Source organism: Limosilactobacillus mucosae DSM 13345 (assembly GCF_001436025.1).
Taxonomy (GTDB): domain Bacteria; phylum Bacillota; class Bacilli; order Lactobacillales; family Lactobacillaceae; genus Limosilactobacillus; species Limosilactobacillus mucosae.
The window spans coordinates 1-21,520 of the sequence record NZ_AZEQ01000023.1; the positions used below are offsets into that span (position 1 = coordinate 1).

The window sequence follows — 21,520 nt, forward strand, 5'->3', positions numbered from 1 at the left end:
CCATGACTAAAGTCACGGGATTTTCGGCTAGGCATAGTTAAATGCTCTGCTAGAAATTTAATGCCGCCAAAGAATGTTGTTAGTGCGATGGAAGCTGGCAGAGCTTAGAATTTTACGATTGCTTCAAGCTGCCTGCGTTATTTTCGATTTTTCCGGACCATGATGCCCATTAACAGCTTACCTTGTGAAGCAAAACCGGCACTAACAACCAGTGGCTTTGAAATTACCTACTATTCGCTGTTTTTGCGCCAGAAGTAGGTACCTGTATATTCAATCAGCCTAACTTTACCTACTTGCAGCAGCTTTTTTCTAAATAGTAGGTAAAGTTGCATATTTAAGGAGTGATTGGGCCAGACCGACTTTGTGAATTACCTACAATTTGGGGATTTTCGGCCAATAGTAGGTAATGTTAGGGACGCCTAACTCGATATACATTATTTTTTACCTACTATACAATGCTTTTTTGAAAAAAGTAGGTAATGATATTTTTATCATATGTTATTATTCAGTTTTTCATGAATAATTAGACATTATTGCGTTTGTCTGGGCCGTTTACCGACTAAATCTGCACCATCATCGGCTACGGATCCTTTTTATCATTTATTATTGCGTATTACTCGCTGCTGAGGTATTTCTGACAATCGATGAGTTCAGTCATTCATTGCATTGATCATGATCGATCGGCTTGGATCAGCTTTTCTGACTGATTGATACCAAGATTCACCACCGAAATCAGATATTTGATCCAATTCTATGGCAGCTATTTTCCAACTAGGTACGTATATTATTTAAAATCGTTGATAACACTTGACTTAGAGTAGAAAAAATCGTACCAATCTTTTGCCATGCAACACAGCAAGCTCTGACCAGACGCACATCAGAAGACTGTTTCGGCAACTAATAAAGTTTAATGCTATGACCAGTGTTCTAACTCGTTAGCGGCTAAGGCAGATGTTTCGGCAGCTTATAAAATTTAATGCGATAATCAGATCCACATCGAGTTACCGTTTCTAAAATCAATAAATTTCAATCGAACATCACAGCATCATTTTTCATAATCAATAAAGCTCAAAAAAATCCCTACTCAAATCTGAGCAGGGATTCTTAATCAAGTCGGGAAAACAGGATTCGAACCTGCGACCCCCTGGTCCCAAACCAGGTGCTCTACCAAGCTGAGCTATTTCCCGAAACTAAATTAGCAATCAATATTACCAACAATTATAAATACTACCGCGGTTTATTTAAATCGTCAAGCAGATTTTATAATCATCGTTAGTTCAATAATTGTATCAATACAATTTAGACTAATATCTGGCTACGTCTTGTCAGTAAGTGACAGCCGCCGTATAGTAAGATCATCAAATTAAAAAATGATTAGAGAGGATTGTTGATATGATCAAGCCCGCCCTGTTGATTGAGGATTTTTCGGCGTTAGGTCAAATCTCATTGATTGGTGCCCTAAGCGTCTTGCAGGCAATGGGAATTACAACCGCATCCCTGCCCGCAACCATTTTATCCAGTCAAACGGAGGGATTCGGCCAGCCTGCCGTTTTAGACACCGAGCAATGGATTCAGGCTTCGCTTAGACATTGGCAGGCACAAGACATTGAACCTAGCGGCGTTTTAATTGGCTACCTTGGTCAATGCACCCTCGCCGAACAGCTAGGCAGCTGGCTTGAACAGCAAAACCTGACTGACTGCTTAAAAATCGTCGATCCGGTGATGGGTGATCAAGGCCGGCTATATCCTGGATTTGATCATGATTATGTTGAGGCGGTCAAAAAACTGTGCCGCCACGCCGATTTGATTACGCCTAACTGGACTGAGCTTTGTTTCCTGGCTGGTCTGCCATATTCGCTGCCAACTGCTGAGACACTAATTCAAGGGATTGATCAGCTAAAGGCAGCGGGAATCAACGCCACGGTTATTGTCACCGGCGTTCATTTGAATGGACAGATTGGCTGCGGCTGGCGTCAGGATGAACAAACCGGATTTAAGCCCCAACCGCAAATCAGCCGTCAACATCACGACTATCAGCACGGTAATGATGAAGGTCAAAATCTTCAAAACGGTTCCGCTTCACATCAAACTCTGCAAGGCAGAGACGATTGGCATCATAATCAGCCACTGAATTTTTGCGGTAATGATGTTCAGGCCGGTCATTTCTATGGTACTGGCGATATCTTCTCGGCACTGCTTTACGGTCGGCTGCTGCAAGGCTGGTCGCTGGAGACAGCAGTTGAGAACGCGACGGATGCCATGGAGCTCGCAATCCAGCAGACCGCTCCCCTCCCTGACAACGAGCGGCGATTTGGTCTGCGTCTCGATCATTTGATTCACTATGTAAGCAAGCATAAGAGGAGTGATTTTAATGAAAAAATCTGCAACGGTTAGACATTTGGTATTCACGGCGCTTTTGACGGCGCTGACTTTGATCTTTGGTCGTTTCTTCTTAATTCCGCTGCCTTGGACACATGGCAACATCAATCTCTGCGATGTCGGCATCTTTATCGGTGCCATGCTGTTGGGACCATGGGCGGGTGGCTTTATCGGTGGCTTTGGCGCCATGTTTCTGGACTTGATTTCTGGCTTTGCCCAATATGCACCATTTTCGTTCATCTCACACGGTCTGGAAGGCATCGCTGCCGGATTGGTCTTTAAATACGTTCGTGGCAAATGGGGCCGTATTGCCGGTGTAGCCGCGGGAACGATTGTGATGGTAGTAGGCTACTTCTTCTCAGATGCAATTCTTTATACCTGGGCAACTGGTGCAGCTGGTATCTTCCCAAACCTGATTCAAGGAATTGTCGGCTCGGTAATCGCGCTTTTGATTGCCTCACCAGTTGAAAAAGCCGTTCACCCAGCCCTCTCCAGCAAATAGCAATAACCCATTAATTATAAGCATGGCGCTGCATCCAAACGATAAGTGTTTGGATGCAGCGCCTTTTTGTCCCCTTTGCTTTTGATAAATATGATTTTTTGTTCAAGTAATCACAACGAAAAAATATTATTTTGACTGCTTGGTGTATCGTTCTCATCTGAATTTTTAAACAGATTAATCGAATAAATATGAATATTTAAGTCCTTCTTATGTAAAACGTTTTAAATTAACGATTGACTAAATCTATTCAACCGCAATATAATCGCTCCGTGCTGGTTTAAGTTACTAAGGGGGTATTTTTTAATCGCATGATAAAAAGGGGAGCATTATTCTGCGTTTCCCTTGCATTTTCTTTAATGCTGCTGGTCAGCTTTGCGATGACCGGCAGCTATGTCTTTGCTAGTGAACTGTCCACAACATCGAGCAACAGTTCACAATCAATTGTTAATAGCACTTCTGTTAATAATCAATCTAAACAAGATCAAAACAGCACTACCGCTGAACATACCGCGGTGTCGGCCGTCAGCAGCAATCATCAGCCGCAAGATGTCAGTGACCGTATTACTAATCTGACTGTTGTCGAACGTGATTCCAAAAAGTCGCAGTCAATTTATAATGATGGCGCTTATGTCACGGTCAGCGGAACTTTTAGCGATGCGCGCGGTAAGATTCGAGGCGGCGACACGATTCATGTCAACTGGCCCAACAGTGGTCAAGCCTACGTCAACAGTTACGTTGGCGGTAAGGATCTTTACGTCAATGGCGCGATGGTTGGCCACTACACCGTCGATCAAACTGGCGCAACCTTGACGTTTAATGACAAAATCAATGACTTGCAAAATGTCAGCGGCAATTTTTCATTTGACGTTGAAGTTCGCAACACTGACGAACAGAACCAGACAATCCAGATTACAGCCGGCAGTACTGCTGCATCCATTCCAGTTAAAGGAATCACCAAAGGTAGCAGTGAACAGCCAAGCGGTAAAGGATGGCGTGGCGATAAAGTTGGAATGATACTTAATCGAGGCGATCATAATGCATTGGCCTGGGGAATCTATCTGAACAGCAATGCGGCCGCACTTGGCAGTGACATTATCTGTTCCGATACTATTCAGGGCGGTCAGCAGTTTGATCCTAATTCAGCATACAATCGAATTACCGTTAATGGGCAGTCATTGTCTTTTGATCAATTCAAAGCCGCCTACCCTAATTCTTCAATTGAAATCAACGGCAAGACTCTTACTTTCCGTTTCAATAAAGACGAATTTTCCGGTAAAACAATTTTGGTTGGCTACGGAACGAAAATCACTGATAATGATTTAGCGGTTTTCAACAACACGGCCAATGTCTCCTATCAATTAAGAGAAGACAGTCAGCCTACCACCGTTGAATATTCATACTCTGTGAAAAACGTTTCATTTGATGCCAACGTCACGGGAACCAAGCCTGGTGAAATGAAGATCATCAACAAGTACACTGATGATGAAGGTAAAATTAAGATTTTGCCCGATGCAACTTTTGAGGTCATCAAACCAGATAGCGAATCAATGACCTACACTACGGATGAAAATGGCGTGATTGATATCAAGGATCTGCCAGCAGGAAAATACACGATTAAACAAATCACGGTTCCTGACTGGATTGATTTCTCGAAAGCTAAAGACCAAACCTGGACAATTGAGATTTCAGACCGTGAGAACGGGACGCCATTGATTGTTTATAATGAAGTGAAGAAATCCATTCCATGGACGCCGTTAACACCGGCTAAGGAAGTTAAGCCGTGGACACCTCTCACGCCGGCCAAAGACGTTAAGCCTTGGGCACCTCTCACACCTGCTAAAGACGTTAAGCCTTGGGCACCATTGACTCCAGCAAAGGACGTTAAGCCTTGGGCACCACTGACGCCGGCCAAAGACGTCAAACCTTGGACACCATTGACTCCGGCTAAAGACGTGAAACCTTGGACGCCATTGACTCCGGCCAAAGATGTTAAACCTTGGGCACCTCTCACGCCTGCTAAAGACGTTAAGCCTTGGGCACCTCTCACGCCTGCTAAGGACGTTAAACCTTGGGCACCATTGACTCCTGCTAAGGATGTCAAACCTTGGGCACCATTGACTCCTGCTAAGGACGTTAAACCTTGGGTACCACTCACGCCTGCTAAGGACGTTAAACCATGGGCACCACTGACGCCGGCCAAAGACATTAAACCTTGGGCACCGTTGACTCCGGCGAAGGACGTTAAACCATGGGCACCATTGACCCCAGCTGCAATTATTAAACCTGCTGATAAGCATGCTGATTCTAAAGCAACGGCAACACCTTCAACTTCAGCTGTTCATACCAACAAGTCAAATGCAGTGGCAGTCAATAATTACTCACCACAGCCGGTTGCCAAGCCAGCTGCTGATAATGGCGTGATTGCTCAAGCCCAGAAGCTGCTGCCAAAGACTGGTAACCATGCTTCCAACGCAATCTGCTGGCTGGGAGTCATGCTTTGTGTTAGTGCAGCCGGTTGGGTTGTAGTATCTAAAAAGAAAAACAATTAAGCAAAGACAATAATGCAAGGAAACTTCTGTTAAATTTGATATCGCACTGTCACAGCTTCTCGCTCGCGATAGTGCGATTTTTATTTTGAAACAGCTTCTGGCTTTAAAACGTTTCTTGATCAGCTGGCTAAATTAAGGAAATGAATCCCCTTATGTTATGGCGGCGTTTTCATTTTCCAAGCTTTGGGTTAAAATAAAATTATCGTATTTATTGAAAGGAATATTTTTATGAAGGGTGCAATTTTTAACGTCAACAATCTAATCGTCGACACAAATCAGCAGCAGTTTGACGCTTGGCGCGAACTGGCAATGTATGAATATGGGCTGGGATTACCTGGCAAACTGGCCCCGCAGCTCAAAAACCTCAGTGCCGCCGCAGCTTTGCCAATTGTTTTGAACCAGCTGCACCAAACGGCCGATGAAGCTGAACAGGCCGCCTTGCTGGCTGAACAAGAACAGATGTATCAAAAAGCGCTGGACTCGCTGGATGAATCTTCAGTAATGCCTGGGATCGAACGTCTTTTGATTAACCTGGACGATCACTACGTCAACATGGGGGTCGTTGATAATGGTGGTCATGCCGAACTCATTTTAAAACAGCTGCAGATTGCCGACTACTTCACCGCCATCATCCCTAATGAGGGCGATCCTTACTCCGCCTTTGCCCAACAGCTATCGGCAGCGCCAAACGAATGCATTGCTCTGGCTACTACTCCAGCTGATATTGATGCTATCAATCAGGCTCACTTGATCTCAATTGGCGTTGGTGACGCAGAAATGCTGAGCGCAGCCGATTATCAGGTTGCTCAAACCGGCGATCTGCGGTACCCGATGCTGCGCAAGGTCTGGGAAGATCACCACGAAAATAAATAAAACGGCTGCTTAGTTCAATTAGTCAGCAATCAATTAAAGAACATTTATCCTAGCCTTAAATAAGCCAATTTATCCATAGTTAAGCGCAAGAGATTTTTGGCTAGCATAAAACAGCGTCATGCCTGGGCTTTTTCCCCTCGCGATGACGCTGTTTTTATTAATATTATTGATCATTTAAAACTGCCGCAATCTTCGCAATATCAGCGGGCGTAGTCGTACAGCAGCCACCAATCGCGCTGGCCCCGGCGAGCAGCCACTCTTTCGTCAGTTTGCCAAAATCATCTTCGGCAGGTGCTGCTGACCAGGTTTTAGTCGTTGCATCATAGCTTGCTCCCGAATTTGGATAGACGATTATTGGCAGTGCCGTAGCTTCTTTTAGTTTCTTAATCGCTGGCGTTACCAGGCGCGGCGGAATACAGTTGACCCCAACGCCAATTACCTGATCATACTGCGCAACGGCTTTGGCAGCATCGGCCAGTTTAGTCCCCTCACTGATGGTCTCGGCATTTTGCAAAGTAAAGGAAACATATACTTTTTGGTCAGGATACTCATTTTTTAACAGATCCAAAACCGCTTTAACCTCACTCAATTTCGGTTGCGTCTCCAATGCCAGACAGTCTACGCCAGCATTGACGATTGCTTCCAAACGAGGACGGTAGAATTCTTGATACTCAGCCGACGTTAATTCATAATCGCCACGATATTCGCTCCCATTTGCCAGATAAGCGCCATAAGGTCCAAGCGAGCCAGCCACATACCCATGCGCTCCCGTTTCTATTTCGTAATCATCTCGTGCCTGCTTGGCTAATTCAACGGCCTTTTCAATAACTTGTCGAGCTTGTTTTTCAGTCAGTCCCGCTTTTTTAAGTGCTGGAAGATTGGCTTGGTAGGTATCAGTAATCGCCAACCGCGCCCCAGCTTCAAAATACTCTTTGTGTACTTGATAAACGAGTTCTGGCTGGTTAATCAAAGCCGCGGCTGTCCACAACTCATTGTCCGTATCACAGCCCAGCCGCTCAAGACTAGTACTCATTGAGCCATCAATTACCAACGGATTTGAGAAAATTGATTTTTTTACCATTACTTTCACCTTTTTGTGTTATTATTCTCTAATGATATTCTAATTAATTAATATTAACAATTATTTTAGCTTGGGAAGTGAAAAAATGGCAATTGCCAAACAAACTGAACACTTAGCACGTAAAATGGAATCGCGTCATATCCAGATGATCTCATTGGGCGGCGTAATTGGTACCGGGCTTTTCTTGAGCTCTGGCTATACGATCCATCAAGCAGGCCCTTTAGGAACAGTGCTGGCCTATTTCGTTGGCGCACTGATCGTCTACAGCGTCATGCTTTGTCTGGGCGAGCTTTCGGTAGCAATGCCTTATACCGGTTCGTTTCACGTGTATGCCAAGCGCTATATCAACCCAGCAACCGGCTTTGTCGTCGCCATTCTTTATTGGCTGACTTGGACGATTGCGCTAGGTTCTGAATTTACAGCTGCTGGACTGATCATGCGCAATTGGTTCCCACATACGCCAGTCTGGATCTGGAGCCTATTGTTTATGATTGGCATTGTGATAAGCAATATTTATTCGGTACGGATTTTTGCGGAAAGCGAGTTTTGGCTGGCCGCAATCAAGGTGTTTGCAATAATTGCTTTTATCGTCTTGGGATCGCTGGCAATTATTGGCGTGATTCCGCTCAAGGGCTATTCGCATGCTCCAGGATTGCAGAATTTCGTCAAGGATGGCTTATTTCCAACTGGCTTTGGCGGTGTCTTCACAACCATGCTGACGGTAAACTTCGCTTTTTCTGGCACTGAATTGATCGGGGTAACGGCCGGTGAAGCCAAACAGCCTGAAAAAACACTGCCCAAGGCCATCCACACTACCCTTTGGCGTCTTATAATCTTTTTCATTGGTTCCATGATCGTAATGGCCGCCTTGATTCCATACCAAAAAGCTGGCGTTACTCAAAGTCCATTCGTCTATGTCTTTAAGATGATGGGCATTCCATTTGCCGGTGACATTATGAATTTTGTTGTCTTATCGGCTATTATTTCTGCGGCTAATTCCGGTCTTTATGCCTCAACTCGAATGCTGTGGTCGCTTAGTAATGAAGGAATGCTGCCGAAATTCTTTACTAAAACCAACCGGCGCAGCATCCCCACGGTAGCCTTGGCATTCAGCATGCTGGGCGGTATCTTGGCTCTGCTTTCCAGCGTGATCGCCGCTGATACCGTCTACTTGGTGCTTGTTTCAATTTCTGGATTGGCCGTTGTTTTTGTCTGGATGGCAATCGCCCTGGCGCAGCTAAATTTCAGAAAGGCATTCCTAGCACAGGGACATCAAATCGATGAGCTTTTGTACCGCACGCCCGGCTATCCGTTTGTTCCCTTATTTGCTTTAATCTCAAGCGGTTTATCGTGTCTTTTGATCTGGTTTGATCCTCAGCAGCGAATCGCGTTGTATTGGACGCTGCCGTTTGTTTTAATTTGTTATCTCGGCTATTGGTGGTGGCAAAAGCGCCATCCGGAGACTGCCGATACGAATAAGTAGTTTTGTTTAGCATCCACTTGATCAATCAGGGGGATGCTTTTATTAGTTATGATAAAATAAAGGCAGTATTCAAAATCGAAAGGAGGCAGGCCCTTGTTGCGCTATCTAATCAGTATCCTGATTGGCGGCATTCTGCTTTTGATCTTTAAGGACTGGCTTGGGATCAGTAGAAAACATCCGCCACGTCAAAAAACTGCTCACCAGCCGGATGCCGTATCTGAACATGAATCAGAAACAATTGCTTCATCGACGTCAAATGTTCATCAACCGGCAATAATCGCTCAATCAGCGCCAAATGAGCATGGTCAATCGATACTAGACGAGCATGAACCGGCAGCGGCTGCTCAACCATTGCCAGATGATCATGAATCTGCTGAATCACTGCCAGACGGTCATGAAACGGTAAAGAACGATCAATTACGACCAGTGCTGGCACCTAAGCCGGATACTCGCGAAGCTGTTTCACATGAAAACGCCTCTGCCCGCTTTACTGAGCAAGATTTCGTAGCCACAAATGACAACAGCGCTACTGGACAGCAAGACATTTCGTCACAGACCGAAGCTATCAGTTTGAATCCAGCGCAAAATGATATTCAGCACGATCTTGGCAACTCAGAATCGAAGCAGAATACTGTTCAACTTGAGCTTGACAACTCAGAATCAAAACGCGATACCGCTCAATACGATCTCGGCAACTCAGAATCAAAACGCGATGCTGCTCAATACGATCGCAAAAGCCAGCCGGATCTTGACAACACTGAAATGCCGGCCAATCCAGCGTCAAAGCTTCAAGATCAAACCAGCGTGCAGCCTAAAGCTGGTTCAAAGGCCCCCAATGATGCAGATTTCTCGTCCAGGCCGCGAGCTAAATCAAAACGATCGCCTTTTAAATCATGGTTTAGCTTCAAGCGTCCAGTTAATTGGTCAACGGCAGCGCAACCGTTAAACTGGTCAAACCTGCTTACGACCAAACCGATCAGCAATGCCGCCTACTTAGAGCAGCTGCAGCAATGGGATCGGCATCTCAGCATGGTAGCGGATCATGATGAGATTGCGACCCAGGCTCGGCAAAACTTTTCTGACGCCCAGAAGAACGCCTTTTTCCAAGATCCATTCCCTGGCCTGCGCTTTTTAGCTTATGAGATGGCCAAAACCTATTCTTGGTACAGCCACGGTACGGATCGCTCTCCACACGAACTGGCCATGCTCTCTAAAGACCTTAAAGGAATCATTCAGCTGCATGAGCGCGCCACGCAGCTTTTGCAGGGAGATATTGGTGAGCGCCGCGTCTATCAACTGCTGCAGGAGCTTTATCCTCATGAGGAACTGCTGGACTCGCTCAACCTGCCCTTTGACTACTACAAAAAGCAAAATGCCGCTGCCGTTAACCAGATCGACATCATATTGATCACTCGCAACGGTGTCTTGATTCCAGAGGTTAAAAACTATCAAGGCCTGGCGCTACAGATGACCAAGGACGGCGATTTCATCATTGCCTACCCCAACGGCTACTGTGAACAGATTAAAAATGCCGCTGAACAGCTCAGCAACCACGAGCATGCGGTCTCACGCCTGTTATTTGAGGATGCCAACGCACGCCAGATTTTAATGAACGCGCAGCCAGTCATTCATTCCATGTTCGTGGCGGCCAACCCAGATCAAGCAACCATGCCCGCCCCTGGAATGCGAAATCGACTCTACTCACTGTCGCAGCTTGATCAGTTTGCCAAGTTTAAGGCCAAGCGTCCATTAACCGGTCTCGAACAGCGCTATCTCAAAGAACTGCTGGCCAGTCGCGAAACCGGCGAACGCGAATACGAGCAGCCCTTTATCATTAATCTGGCTAAACTGGAACGTCAGCTGCTTGCGATGGCAGCCTTGAATGATCAGTATCTTAATGACAACAGTCCACTGACTCGTTATGTTGACAGTGACATGCTGACCAGTCTGCATCGCGGCAATTTCATTGATGATCACTGCCGGCTGCGCTAGGTCAAACTTGAAACCAGGTAACACCAGATTCTCTGGGACAAACTTAAAGTTGAATAGCACTGGAACTTTCCAGGTTGAACTTATAGATGAGTGCCGCCGAGAATTTTCAGTTCAAATCTGAAGTTAGGTAATGCGGATTTTCGCAGGCGAACCTGGAACTGGGAGCGCTGACTTCGCTAGGCCAAACCTGAAACCGGGAGCGCTGACTTCGCTAGGCCAAACTTGAAACTGGGGGCGCTGACTTCGCGAACTTATTTCTAGAAAGGATAATCTTCTTGCATCAAATCAATACAGATGGTCAATGGCTGCATCTTTTTTATCAAGGTGAAGATCGTGATGACGGCTGTGCCAATGAATTGAGTCTGCAGCCCGCTAATGATGAGCACCGCTTAAACCTGCTTTTGAGCAATCACGGCTTTAACGATGAACCGCATGACGCAACCTTTTCACTCAATCAAGCTGATGCCCAGGCTTTGCAGAAATATCTGGCTAATTGGCTGAATGACCGACAAAAGTCTCCGTCATCACACGGAGCAGACTCATACGACCAAGCTTAGGAGCGTAAAATGCCCTGTCGCCCAATCCAGGCGGCAAGGCATTTTAGTTTTTAATGCGTTTGTTAATTTTAAATCCTTCAAACCAGTCGACGCCATGGTTAGCATCACTTTCCGCAGCAATCACAAATCAGCATCCATTCCACAACCTACTGATAGATACATCCCATAACCCATAACGGCACGTATTCCACCAGTCTCACGAATCTTCCTGAACTTGGAAAAACCAATTCATCGGATAATCACCCATAAACACGCTGGCTTTGTGAAGCAAATCGGGGTCTGGCGAACTGAGACCGTTGCATTTACCTACTTTACGCCAATTTTTCGCCAGAAGTAGGTACCTGTATATTCGATTTGCTTAACTTTACCTACTATTGACGCCTTTTTCCGAAATAGTAGGTAAAGATGTATATTTTGGCGCTGCCAGGAGTTGATTGGGCCAGACCGACTTTGTGAATTGCCTACTACTGAGTGATTTTCATCAAATAGTAGGTAATGTTAGGGATCCCTAACTCAATATACACTAATTTTTACCTACTTATACATCAATTTTTGCGAAAAGTAGGTAATGATGGTTTCGTCATATGTTTTATGCAGGATTTTTTGCATATTAGCTAATAGCCCAGTGCGGCCGTCATCTCATTTTGCAGGAACTGATTGACGGCATCTTCAACCTGGACTCGAAACAGCTCTTTTAAGGCCGAATCGTCATCTGCCAGTACGCGGTAATGATATTTTTGATAGAATCTTCCATGGGGAAAGCCTCCGTATTCTGATTGGTTTTTGACGATTTCAATCATACGGGGAGGGCTTTCCCTTTTTCAATACCTCCTTTAAATTTACACTCCCTAATTGACGCATTAAGCAGCATGGCTAAGGCTAGTTTTCGCTAATCGTAAATATTTCGCTGCCGCGGCCCGGCTCGTCTTAAGTTTCAAACAACCATTAACTAAAACGCACCACCCCAAACACGGGATGATGCGTTTTTATCGTTGTCGATTCTGTAGGTCAAGCTGACGGCAAGACTAATCAGCTTTACGATTTACGCTTCTTAGGTTTACCAATGCCAAAGCCTAAACCGGCAAGTGCCAACCCCATCATCGCTAGGATCGATCTGTGTTGAGCATTGCCAGTCTGTGGCAGCTGCTTGGCATCATTGGCCTTGTCGTGACTTGAAACGGCCTTAGCATTATTTTCAACTGCTGCCGAATCCGTCGAGTGGTCAAGTTCACCTGGTACATTCGGCGTCACTGGCAACTCAGCAGGATCAGTTGGCGCTTGTGGCTGTTCCGGCGTCTTAGGCGTAGTCGGTACTTCTGGCGCGATCGGTGTCTGATTCTTAATGTACGTTACCGGCGTGTCCTGCGTTGGATCAGTCGGCGTCACGGTTGGCGTGCTTGGCGTGTAGCCCGGCACGACTGGTACGGACTCATTTGGCACAACCTTTGTCGGATCGGTTGGGTCGTTTTGGTAGCTTGGCGTGTCCGCTCCTGGAATCGGGTTGCCCGCTTCATCAACCGGAATGATCCTGCCGACCTGCTTGTAGATGAACTTGGCCGTCTGATCGCCTTCGCCAAACGTACCGGCAGTGTTTTCCTGCTTGACCAGAACGTAGCCGTTAATCACTTGAGCATCCCCAGTTACGTCAAACGAATCGCCATAATGATAGGCACCGTTCTTGCTTGGCGCCAGTTCGTTGCCATCCTCATCAACGAATTGTTCCGTCAATTGGTATTCGTTTTGCGTATATGGAACAAATGTGTCTTTGCCGGCATCAATTGGCGTAACCGGACTGGGATCAACCGGCGTGTAGCCTGGAATTACCGGAATTGGTTCGTCGGCCATGACTTTTGTCGGATCGGTTGGATCAGTCGGATATGTCGGCGTGTCCGCTCCTGGAATCGGGTTGCCGGCCGCGTCAATTGGAATCAGCTTCCCATTTGGCATGTAGGTTACCGTTGCCGTTACATCTGGTTCAGCAGCCGTTGCCGTCAATCCGCCCGCCGTTTTCTTATCAGCATGGTAGCCTTCAATCACGCCCGTATCTTCCATGTCAAATGTAAATGAGCCGGTCCAGGCACTGGTTGCAAGCACTTCGCCAGTGACCTTGTCAATCGTAATCGTGCGCGTAAAGGCATCCTTTTGCGTCTGAACCTTGTCAATTGGCGTTTGATCACCGGCCCCAACGTAGTGAATCGTTTGGGTCGCGTCTTTAACCAGGTTGGCGCGCGAAACATAGGCTGGGTAGCGGGGACCATCCGGATAGTTTGGATTGATCGGATCACCCGGAGTTACCGGATCAGGATCGTTAGGCGTGACTGCCTGAATGGCATGCTTAAAGTGAACCACGAAATCATTGCCTGCTTTGGCATAGATCTGCGTCCCATCGACAAAATCACTGGATGTCAGCTCATAGCCGCATTCTTCATACAGCTTGATCTGATCAGCCGTGGTGTAGCCGATCAAAGAACCGACCTCGCCAATTGGCAGCTCAAACTCGCTCAAAGTCTTGCCCGTCACGTCATCAACGTATTTGATCATCCCGGACACTTTGGCCTTGCTGTAGACAACTGATTGCGTCAGCGCTTGTTGCCCCGGTGTTACCGCAGCTGATCCAACCGTGGCCAGGTCAACGTAGTCAAATCCCAGCGTGACTGGATCGGCTGACTTGACCGCGCCTAGTTCAGCACTGCTTGGCATCCAGGCCGCATCAGCATCGGTAGTATCGACTTTGCCATCACCATCGACGTCATAGCCTAAAACCTCTCCCGTTACGCTGTCAATGATTGCGGTTCGATTAAAGGTCGCGGTTTGAACGTACGTACTGCTGCCATCAGGCGAACCATTCACTGGATTGCCTTTTTCATCAACGTAACTGATCGTCCGCGTGACTGAGCTGCTGGTTGTTGCCGCGTGCGTTTGGTGCCGCAGCTTAACCGTATAGACCTGCGAAACTTGACCATCAATGTCATCGATCGAATCAAAGATAATCTTAGCGGGAACAGAGTCAGCCACCAACTCATAGCCCTGTGCAATCAGTTCCTGCAGGCGCGCGGCCGTTGAGTAGTCGCTTTGTGTGTTGGTTGGGCCAGTTAACGAAATCTCATCAATAACGCGATCATTTTCATCCAGATCGATATATTTGATCAATACCTGCTGCTCATTTGCCTGATAGGTGATGTCAATCGTCTGATCCATCGAGTTTTCATCAACGACTGCCTCAGCAACGGATGCAATGTCTGGCGTGTAGCCGGCAAACTCAGGCGCGTTAAATGACTCCCAGCCAGCCATGCTCCAGGTCCCAGTCGTGGTCGTGCCGTCCTTTTGTACCGTATTGATTCGAGTAATCGTAGCTGTCTGTGTAGTAACGGCAAGCGTGCCATCTGGCTGGTGAACGTTGATCGTCCGCGTTACCGTTTTAGTTTCTGTACTTTGCCCGTAGACTTGAACATAGGTCGCGTTTGGCTGTTTGATCGGCGTTGCAAACTGATCGGCATATGATTTATAGCCCAACGCCAGCTGCTTGCCCGCGTCATCAGCCAGCGTGCGGTCCTTGACGTTGACGACGATGCTGCTGAGGTTGGCGGCAGTTGAGCTGGCCAACGTTGGCTGCTGAATCACAAAGCTCTTAATCTGCGACCAGTCCATCACTTCATCAGCCGTCAGCCAGCTGCTGGTATCCGGTTCGGCATTGTCATTCAGATCAACGGCCGTGGTTGAATAAAGAACCATCACGCTGCCCGTAGTATTTGCCGCAACTGGCCCAGTCAGCACCACGTCGGCATTGTCGGGCAGGTTGACATAGATTCGCGAATTGGTCAGATCGCTGCCAGTCAGATTCTTAGGCGTCAGCTTGTAGCTCATTGAATCATCGCCAGAATTAAGCGAGCTGCCGTGATTATGATAATCGGTCCCATCGGCATTCCCTTGGCTGACCCCGCCAATCGTAAATTCAGCGCCCGGACTCAGAACCTGCGTGGAAAAGGCGTTGGCTGCATAGGTATCATCAGTAACGATCCCGCCCGTGTATTCCGGTTTATAAAGCTTTTTATCGTTGATTGCCTTTTGATTCTTAGGCAGCGGCGTTGAGGTCTTGACGTAAACCAGACCTTGATACAGCCCCGGCAAGGCATCGTTGTTAATGTCAAACGCTACTTTAAAGACGCCATTGGTATCACTGGTAAAGAGCTTGCTGTTATCAAAGACATAATCGCTTTGACTGTAGTCCAGCTTGACAACCTGTTCTTGACCGTTATTGACATAGAAAGTAGAGACTACCGGATTGCCTTCAAAAATGGAAAGATCTGGGTTAAATGACGTATACTGCGGCAGCTTAATATAAAAAATTGGGTGATCCAAAACATAGGTCGGCCATTCACCAGCATAGCCATTGGTAATCGAGCCGACGCCAATGGTTCCCGCGTAGCCGCTGCCCCCACCGCCATTGCCTTTAAAGTTGCTGGACAGCCCGCCCGTAATCGTCTGGGTAACGCTGAGCACGCTTGAAATCAGATTGGATCCGCCAATCGTCAGCGTATTCGTCAGCTGATCGCCAACCTGAACCGCCGTGCCGTCATCGTACTTATCGGTCAAGCGGCCATTAATGTAAAAGTAGTTGCCAATCGTACCATTCATGGCATACAAGGCAACATCAGTGTCAGCCCCCGCTTTAATCAGATCCGGAGTTAAGACGGCCTTGCGAATCGAGCTGGTCCCCTTGCCATTGATCGTTCCTCCGGCGGCTACCGTTCCTTGACTGGTGGTGCCATCAGCATAGTAGAGCACGTATGCGTATTTGGTGACGCCGTTTAATTTGGCCGTTGTGATTCCGGTAGCCTTAAAGCCATCCGCGATCGTAAACGTCAGTGTCGCGTCGTTCAGATCATAAATCGTAATGTTTTGGATGCCAAACGTTGAGATCTTGGTTGCAGAGGGCTTGCTTGCCGTCGCGTCGCTGATTGAGATCGTCTTGTCATCCCACGCGCCAGCAGCTGATCCACCCGGCTTGCCTGGCTGCGCGATTGAGTTCAGCTTTTCAGTCCATGGCTGATTCAGCGTCTTGATCAGCTGATGGTCCTGCTGATCGTTAAGGTTCTGCACGATGGTAATGTTGCCATCAGCCGTTACGGTTTCATCAACATTGCCGCTCACGACGTACTGCCCGACCAGATAGTATGGGACGTCAGCCTGGGCCAGCATCGATCCTGCTCCCTTAGGCACCGTGATGATAATATCAGCCCCCGTCTGCGCCTGCGTGATCGTCGTTCCATCCGTAAACGCATTTTTAGCAGCCGTCGCGTCAGCATTCAGTTTAAAACTGGCGGGAACCGGAATCGTAATCGTCGTTCCATAGTTGACGCTGCCGTTGACGCGGGCAGTTGGGTATTTTTCATTATCATAGATGCCCTTGGTTTCCTTCAAATCCAGCTTGTACGCGTAGTCAACGTTTGGCAAAAGCGTTTCTGAGGCTTCGCTGCTTGGCTCGCGACTCAAAGCTGGATCCATGTCAGGACTGATGATCTGCGTAAACGTTTTGGCAGTTGAGCCCAAATCGTTGCCATTGCCGTCAACTGCAGACAGGGTCGCCGTAAACTCGCGCTGACCAATCGACTCGCCGTCAATCAGCTGACCATCAAAAGAATCATTGCGGCGGCTGGCGATCGAGATCTTTTGGCTGATGCTGCCGCTTTGCTTTAGGATAGTGGTAACGTAATAAAAACCATTTACCATATCATTGGTAATCGTCGTGTCGGCAATCGAAAGCGACGAGGCCCCAACGATATAGTAGGCAACCTGGTTTTGACCATCCTGGTTGGCTGGAAGCTTAAAGATTACCTTGTCGCCAGCATTCCCCGTATAAGAAATCGTTGCCGTGATATCGCGCTGGCTGTTCCCAGTGTTGCCGATCTCGGTTCCAGAAAGCGTCAGTGAGTTTTCCTGGATCGCGGCATTGGCACTGTCAAAAGCCGGCTCAGCAATCGTCTGGCTGGCGACAGCAGTTGGCTCCTGTGCGCTGGCTGATTGCTCGCCCACTGCAGAAGATGTCGGAACGTCTGATGATAAAGGAACGCCAGCCGCTGAGTCAAGATCTGCCGATGCAGAAGCAGCAGTTGAAGCAGGGCCAGCTGAGGATGAAGCTGTCTCGGTACCCGCACTCGTTGCTTCTGAAGCCAGCATTGCCGATTTCGTTTCGGCATCTGCCCCACTGACCGCTGCTGAATGCTGATTTGGTGAAGCACTGCTTAACGAGGAAGCCGCCTCATCAGCATGAACCAGCGGCTGATCTGATATCAGGCCGTACCCAAACGTAAAGCCCAACACAACGGAAGCCAGGCCCGTATTCAGTTTCCGCAGCGAAAAACGAAATGATCGCCGTTCCATTTTATGATCAAGCATTTGCCGATTATTCTTTGATAGCATGTTTTTCCCCTCGCTTTCTTCACTGCCACCCCCACGTTACACAAGCAATTGAATGACCAATGAAGACAGTTATCGATAAGCTGTATTTTTCTTTTATCAATATATAACAAAATTCGTAAAATACCGCTTTCTTTCATCTCCTATCTTACTAAATTAAACACTAATATTTAAGGAATCTTGCTTGATTTCAACAATATATACACATGATAATCCAAACTAAATTTTAAGTTTCTTTAAGTTATTCAATGAGCCGTCTAATAAGTTCATTCATTTCCCCATCTCGCTCAGCAAACACTTCTTAAACAGCAAACGCGCTAACCCAAGTCCTAAGACCTGAGCTAGCGCGTTTTTTTGCTGTCAGATTTATTTATGACTAGTGATACAGATCAAACCGGCCCTTGGCAAGCAGTTCCTTAACCCCGCCAGTTTCAATCAGCGACTTGTTGGCAATCATCTTCTTGATTACCGAAGCTGGGTAGCCATAGTACTTCATCCCCATCGCAACGCCAAAAGCATGCGTGTTGCCCATTGAAGCCACAGTCCCCAGTGAATGGTATGAGTATGGACCAGGCCGCTGACCACCAGTTACGCGGGCTGCCAGATCCTTAGCCGCGTAGATTCCCATCGTCAGCGCGATCTGAGCCGTCGTTGGGTAAGGCCGCTTGCCATCTGGCGGCATTACCGCGGCCACGTCGCCCAAAACGTACAGGTCATCATAATCAGGAGCCGTCAAGTGATCAGTAACCATCACCCGACCACGCCGCTGCGGCAGATCAGAGGCTGCCATGACCGGACTGCCGCTGACCCCGGTTGTCCAGATGATCGTGCCGGCCGTTTCCTCATGCAACTGTTCATCCTTGGTTTGATAAACGACCGCGCCCGGCTTGATTTCCTTGATCGCGGCCTGTCCCTGCAAGGTGAGCTGTTCTTTTTGCATCAGCTTAATCGCATAATCCTTCATCTTGTCGTCAAACATTGGCAAAATCCGTGGCGCGGCATCAATCATCTTGATTTTAATTGCGGCTGGGTCAACTTCTGCCACTTTGGCCAAACGCTTTCTGGCATCATAAAGGGCCCCCGCCAATTCAATACCGGTAAAACCTGCACCGCAAACGATAATCTTGAGATGGTCTGGATTATGATCAGTACGGTATTGCACCATCTGTTCGTTTAAATGATCAGCAATCTGAGCTGCCTGGTCAACATTGGCCATTGGCAGGCTGTTTTCCACGGCTCCCTTGATGCCAAACGTTTCCGAGACAAAACCCAGTGCCAGCACGCAGTAGTCGTAGTTGAGCGGCGCGTGTTCGGCCAGCTCAATCTGCTTAGCATCAGGATCTACCTTGACGACGCGATCCTTGATCAGCTTAACGGCAGGACTAAGGACGTCTTGAATGTCAAAACAGATCCGTTCTGGCGCAACGTTACCGGCCGCAACCTCATGCAGATTGGTTGCCTCATAATGATAGTCGTTTTGTTCAACCAGCGTAATCTCAGCCGTTTTAGCCGCTTTTTTCTGCAATTCAACAACGGTTTTCAAGCCGGCATAGCCAGCACCTAAAATGACAATTTTTTTCATTTCCTTCAACCCCTTTTAGAGAACCATTCCAATTAGATAAGTCAGAACCTGAGTCGCGCCGCCAACCATCAAGATGCGAACAGCGCAAATAAACGTCTCCTTTTTAACTTGTCTTTTGATAAGCATCTTGTTCTGTTTGAAAATGAAAGGTACAATAAGCAAAGATAAAATTACCGTAAATGGTGAAATACGAAAGAATGGTGATATAGTGATAAACAAAAATGCCAGGACGTTTTTGACGCTAAACGCGATCAGACAGACACGCTTGCCCAACAGCCGGACAATCGTATACCGATGATTACGCAGATCCTCTTCCGCGTCGCAAAGGTTGTTGGCCAGCAGCAAATTCGAGATCCAAAGCTCTAATGGCATCGCCAGCACCAGGATCCGCCCCAGACTTAGCCAGTCCCAGGAAAAATGCCCCTGCACGTTTAGATAGATGGTGATCAAGACAATCATAAAGCCCATCGTAAAACCAGCGAAGAACTCACCCACCGGCAGTCCGGACAGTGGATAGGGACCAAATGAATAAAAGATCCCAACCAAAAAGCAGAAGACGCCCATTCCCAAAAGCGGCCAGCCAACCTGAGCCACCAGCCAAATGCCCAATAGCGACGCGATCAACACCATCCCGACAATCAAGTACCGCATGGCTGGCAATGACAGCTGCTCGCGGCCGATGATGTTGGTCTTTTGCTGGTAAACCTCAGTATCGATGGCATGGCGGTAATCGTTGTAGTTGTCCATGACGTCGACGGCCATGTTGAACAGCAGCATCGCGATCAAAAACACCAGCATTACCCGCCAGTCAAACGCATGGTAGTACCAGATGCTGTAGCCAACGCCCAATAAAAAGGGCAGCAGACTGGCAGCTTTGGCCTTCACCTCAATCAATTCCAAAAAAACTTTCAGCGACATTTTCTAAGCAATCCTTTCATCTCTTGCAACAAAAATTATTTAGTTAAGGAACTCATCATTATGATCAATTCATTTCAAACTCAAACTAAACACTTAATCGGCAGTGAATTAAAACAGGTTCGCCAGCTCATCGACACGCGCCTGCAGTGCCGCAATCCCGAACTGGCACATGCCCTGCAGCAGATGGCCAGTCACGGCGGCAAGTTTCTGCGCCCGACGCTGCTGCTGCTGGTAGCTAAGGCAGCCGCGCCCAATGATTGGACCCTTACCACGCGCAGCCGTTTGATTCAGCTGGGCGCGTCAATCGAGATTCTACACATGGCAACGTTGATCCATGACGACATTATCGATGATTCGCCCAAGCGTCGCGGTCAAGTCAGCGTTCAGACCCAATTTGGCAAGGATACCGCGGTCTATGCCGGCGACCTGCTGTTTACCCAGTTTTTTGACCTCTTAATCGCCAACCTGGCCAACGATGAGTATCTGCAGATCAACGCACGGGCCATGAAAAAGATTTTAGATGGCGAATTAGGACAGATGGCGCTGCGCTATCACCAACAACAGCAAGTCACCCAGTATTTGCGCAACGTCAACGGCAAGACGGCGGCTCTTTTCCAGCTGGCCGCCAGCGAAGGCGCACATTTTGCTGGGGCTGATCGCCAAACCACTGCCTATGCCGCGCGTTTTGGTCAGAACCTGGGCATTGCCTTTCAAATAATTGACGATCTGCTTGACTATACCGACCAAAGCAAACTCAACAAGCCCGTGATGCAGGATCTGGCCACCGGCGTCTATTCACTGCCACTTTTATTGGCCCTGCAGCATCCGACTGCGGTCAAAGAACTGCAGCCGCTGCTTGAACGACCGCTGACCCCCGCCAGCGAGCAGCAGATCAGGGCTATCGTAATCAGCAGCGGCGCGCTGGCTGAGGCCCGTCAATTAGCCCAGCGGTTTACGCAAAAGGCCGATCAGTGGCTGGCAAAACTGCCGGATTCACCGGCTCAGCGTCTGCTGGGTCAGCTGACGCAACAGCTTATGCAAAGAACCATTTAGCCAGCCTGATAATCAGCTGGATGCTCCGAGACCCTAAGCTGGCTTGACATTAACTCCGCTGACGGCATCAAGCGCTCAAAAATTTGCCGAGCGCTTTTTCAATTTCAAAATCGGGTCAACCGCATCGGCAGCTT

At 47.8% G+C, this 21,520-nt stretch carries 13 protein-coding genes and 1 tRNA gene; 8 read left to right on the plus strand and 6 right to left on the minus strand.

Features of this window, described 5'->3' with window-relative positions; all coding sequences use genetic code 11:
• Positions 1-1,113 precede the first annotated feature (1,113 nt).
• Positions 1,114-1,187 (minus strand) — tRNA-Pro (locus tag FC47_RS08945).
• Between the two features lie 205 nt (positions 1,188-1,392).
• Here FC47_RS08945 and FC47_RS08950 point away from each other — a divergent pair.
• The 4 genes from FC47_RS08950 to FC47_RS08965 all read left to right on the plus strand — a co-directional run bounded on the left by FC47_RS08950 (position 1,393) and on the right by FC47_RS08965 (position 6,303).
• Complete coding sequence (locus FC47_RS08950) at positions 1,393-2,394, plus strand: bifunctional hydroxymethylpyrimidine kinase/phosphomethylpyrimidine kinase (RefSeq protein ID WP_056968673.1); 1,002 nt, start codon at positions 1,393-1,395, stop codon at positions 2,392-2,394.
• The gene (locus tag FC47_RS08955; RefSeq protein ID WP_033934887.1) at positions 2,372-2,881 is read left to right on the plus strand and encodes an ECF transporter S component; all 510 of its coding nucleotides are present in this window, start codon (positions 2,372-2,374) and stop codon (positions 2,879-2,881) included. The genes FC47_RS08950 and FC47_RS08955 overlap by 23 nt, the downstream gene beginning before the upstream one ends.
• 308 nt (positions 2,882-3,189) lie before the next feature.
• Entirely contained in the window at positions 3,190-5,430 is a 2,241-nt protein-coding gene (locus FC47_RS08960) for a SpaA isopeptide-forming pilin-related protein (protein WP_081036767.1), read from the plus strand.
• Positions 5,431-5,658: 228 nt separating this feature from the next.
• Complete coding sequence (locus FC47_RS08965; protein WP_006499244.1) at positions 5,659-6,303, plus strand: HAD hydrolase-like protein; 645 nt, start codon at positions 5,659-5,661, stop codon at positions 6,301-6,303.
• A 163-nt stretch (positions 6,304-6,466) separates the two neighbouring features.
• On the opposite strand, the gene mmuM is transcribed toward FC47_RS08965, so the two are convergent.
• Entirely contained in the window at positions 6,467-7,384 is a 918-nt protein-coding gene (mmuM, locus tag FC47_RS08970) for a homocysteine S-methyltransferase (RefSeq protein WP_006499245.1), read from the minus strand.
• A 91-nt stretch (positions 7,385-7,475) separates the two neighbouring features.
• Between mmuM and FC47_RS08975 the strand changes: the two genes are divergently transcribed.
• The 3 genes from FC47_RS08975 (at position 7,476) to FC47_RS08985 (ending at position 11,416) form a co-directional block, all read left to right on the plus strand.
• Positions 7,476-8,867 carry an amino acid permease gene (locus FC47_RS08975; protein WP_155519170.1) on the plus strand — a complete coding sequence of 464 codons (1,392 nt, stop codon included), beginning with the start codon at positions 7,476-7,478 and terminating at the stop codon, positions 8,865-8,867.
• Positions 8,868-8,960: 93 nt separating this feature from the next.
• Complete coding sequence (locus tag FC47_RS08980) at positions 8,961-10,859, plus strand: nuclease-related domain-containing protein (RefSeq protein ID WP_056968676.1); 1,899 nt, start codon at positions 8,961-8,963, stop codon at positions 10,857-10,859.
• A gap of 275 nt (positions 10,860-11,134) precedes the next feature.
• A complete protein-coding gene (locus FC47_RS08985; RefSeq protein WP_006499249.1) occupies positions 11,135-11,416 on the plus strand; it encodes a hypothetical protein in 282 nt (93 codons plus the stop codon).
• 614 nt (positions 11,417-12,030) lie between these two features.
• On the opposite strand, the gene FC47_RS08990 is transcribed toward FC47_RS08985, so the two are convergent.
• The 4 genes from FC47_RS08990 to FC47_RS09005 all read right to left on the minus strand — a co-directional run bounded on the left by FC47_RS08990 (position 12,031) and on the right by FC47_RS09005 (position 20,333).
• Positions 12,031-12,216, minus strand: coding sequence for a hypothetical protein (locus FC47_RS08990; RefSeq protein WP_006499250.1), 186 nt, complete (start codon positions 12,214-12,216; stop codon positions 12,031-12,033).
• Positions 12,217-12,451: 235 nt separating this feature from the next.
• Positions 12,452-17,836 carry a mucin-binding protein gene (locus FC47_RS08995; RefSeq protein WP_056968677.1) on the minus strand — a complete coding sequence of 1,795 codons (5,385 nt, stop codon included), beginning with the start codon at positions 17,834-17,836 and terminating at the stop codon, positions 12,452-12,454.
• A 373-nt stretch (positions 17,837-18,209) separates the two neighbouring features.
• Positions 18,210-19,415: an NAD(P)/FAD-dependent oxidoreductase gene (locus FC47_RS09000; RefSeq protein WP_056968678.1), complete on the minus strand. Its 1,206-nt coding sequence runs from the start codon at positions 19,413-19,415 to the stop codon at positions 18,210-18,212.
• A 15-nt stretch (positions 19,416-19,430) separates the two neighbouring features.
• Entirely contained in the window at positions 19,431-20,333 is a 903-nt protein-coding gene (locus FC47_RS09005; RefSeq protein ID WP_056968679.1) for a prenyltransferase, read from the minus strand.
• Between the two features lie 60 nt (positions 20,334-20,393).
• Here FC47_RS09005 and FC47_RS09010 point away from each other — a divergent pair, with 60 nt between their 5' ends.
• Entirely contained in the window at positions 20,394-21,386 is a 993-nt protein-coding gene (locus tag FC47_RS09010; RefSeq protein WP_056968680.1) for a polyprenyl synthetase family protein, read from the plus strand.
• Positions 21,387-21,520 lie beyond the last annotated feature (134 nt).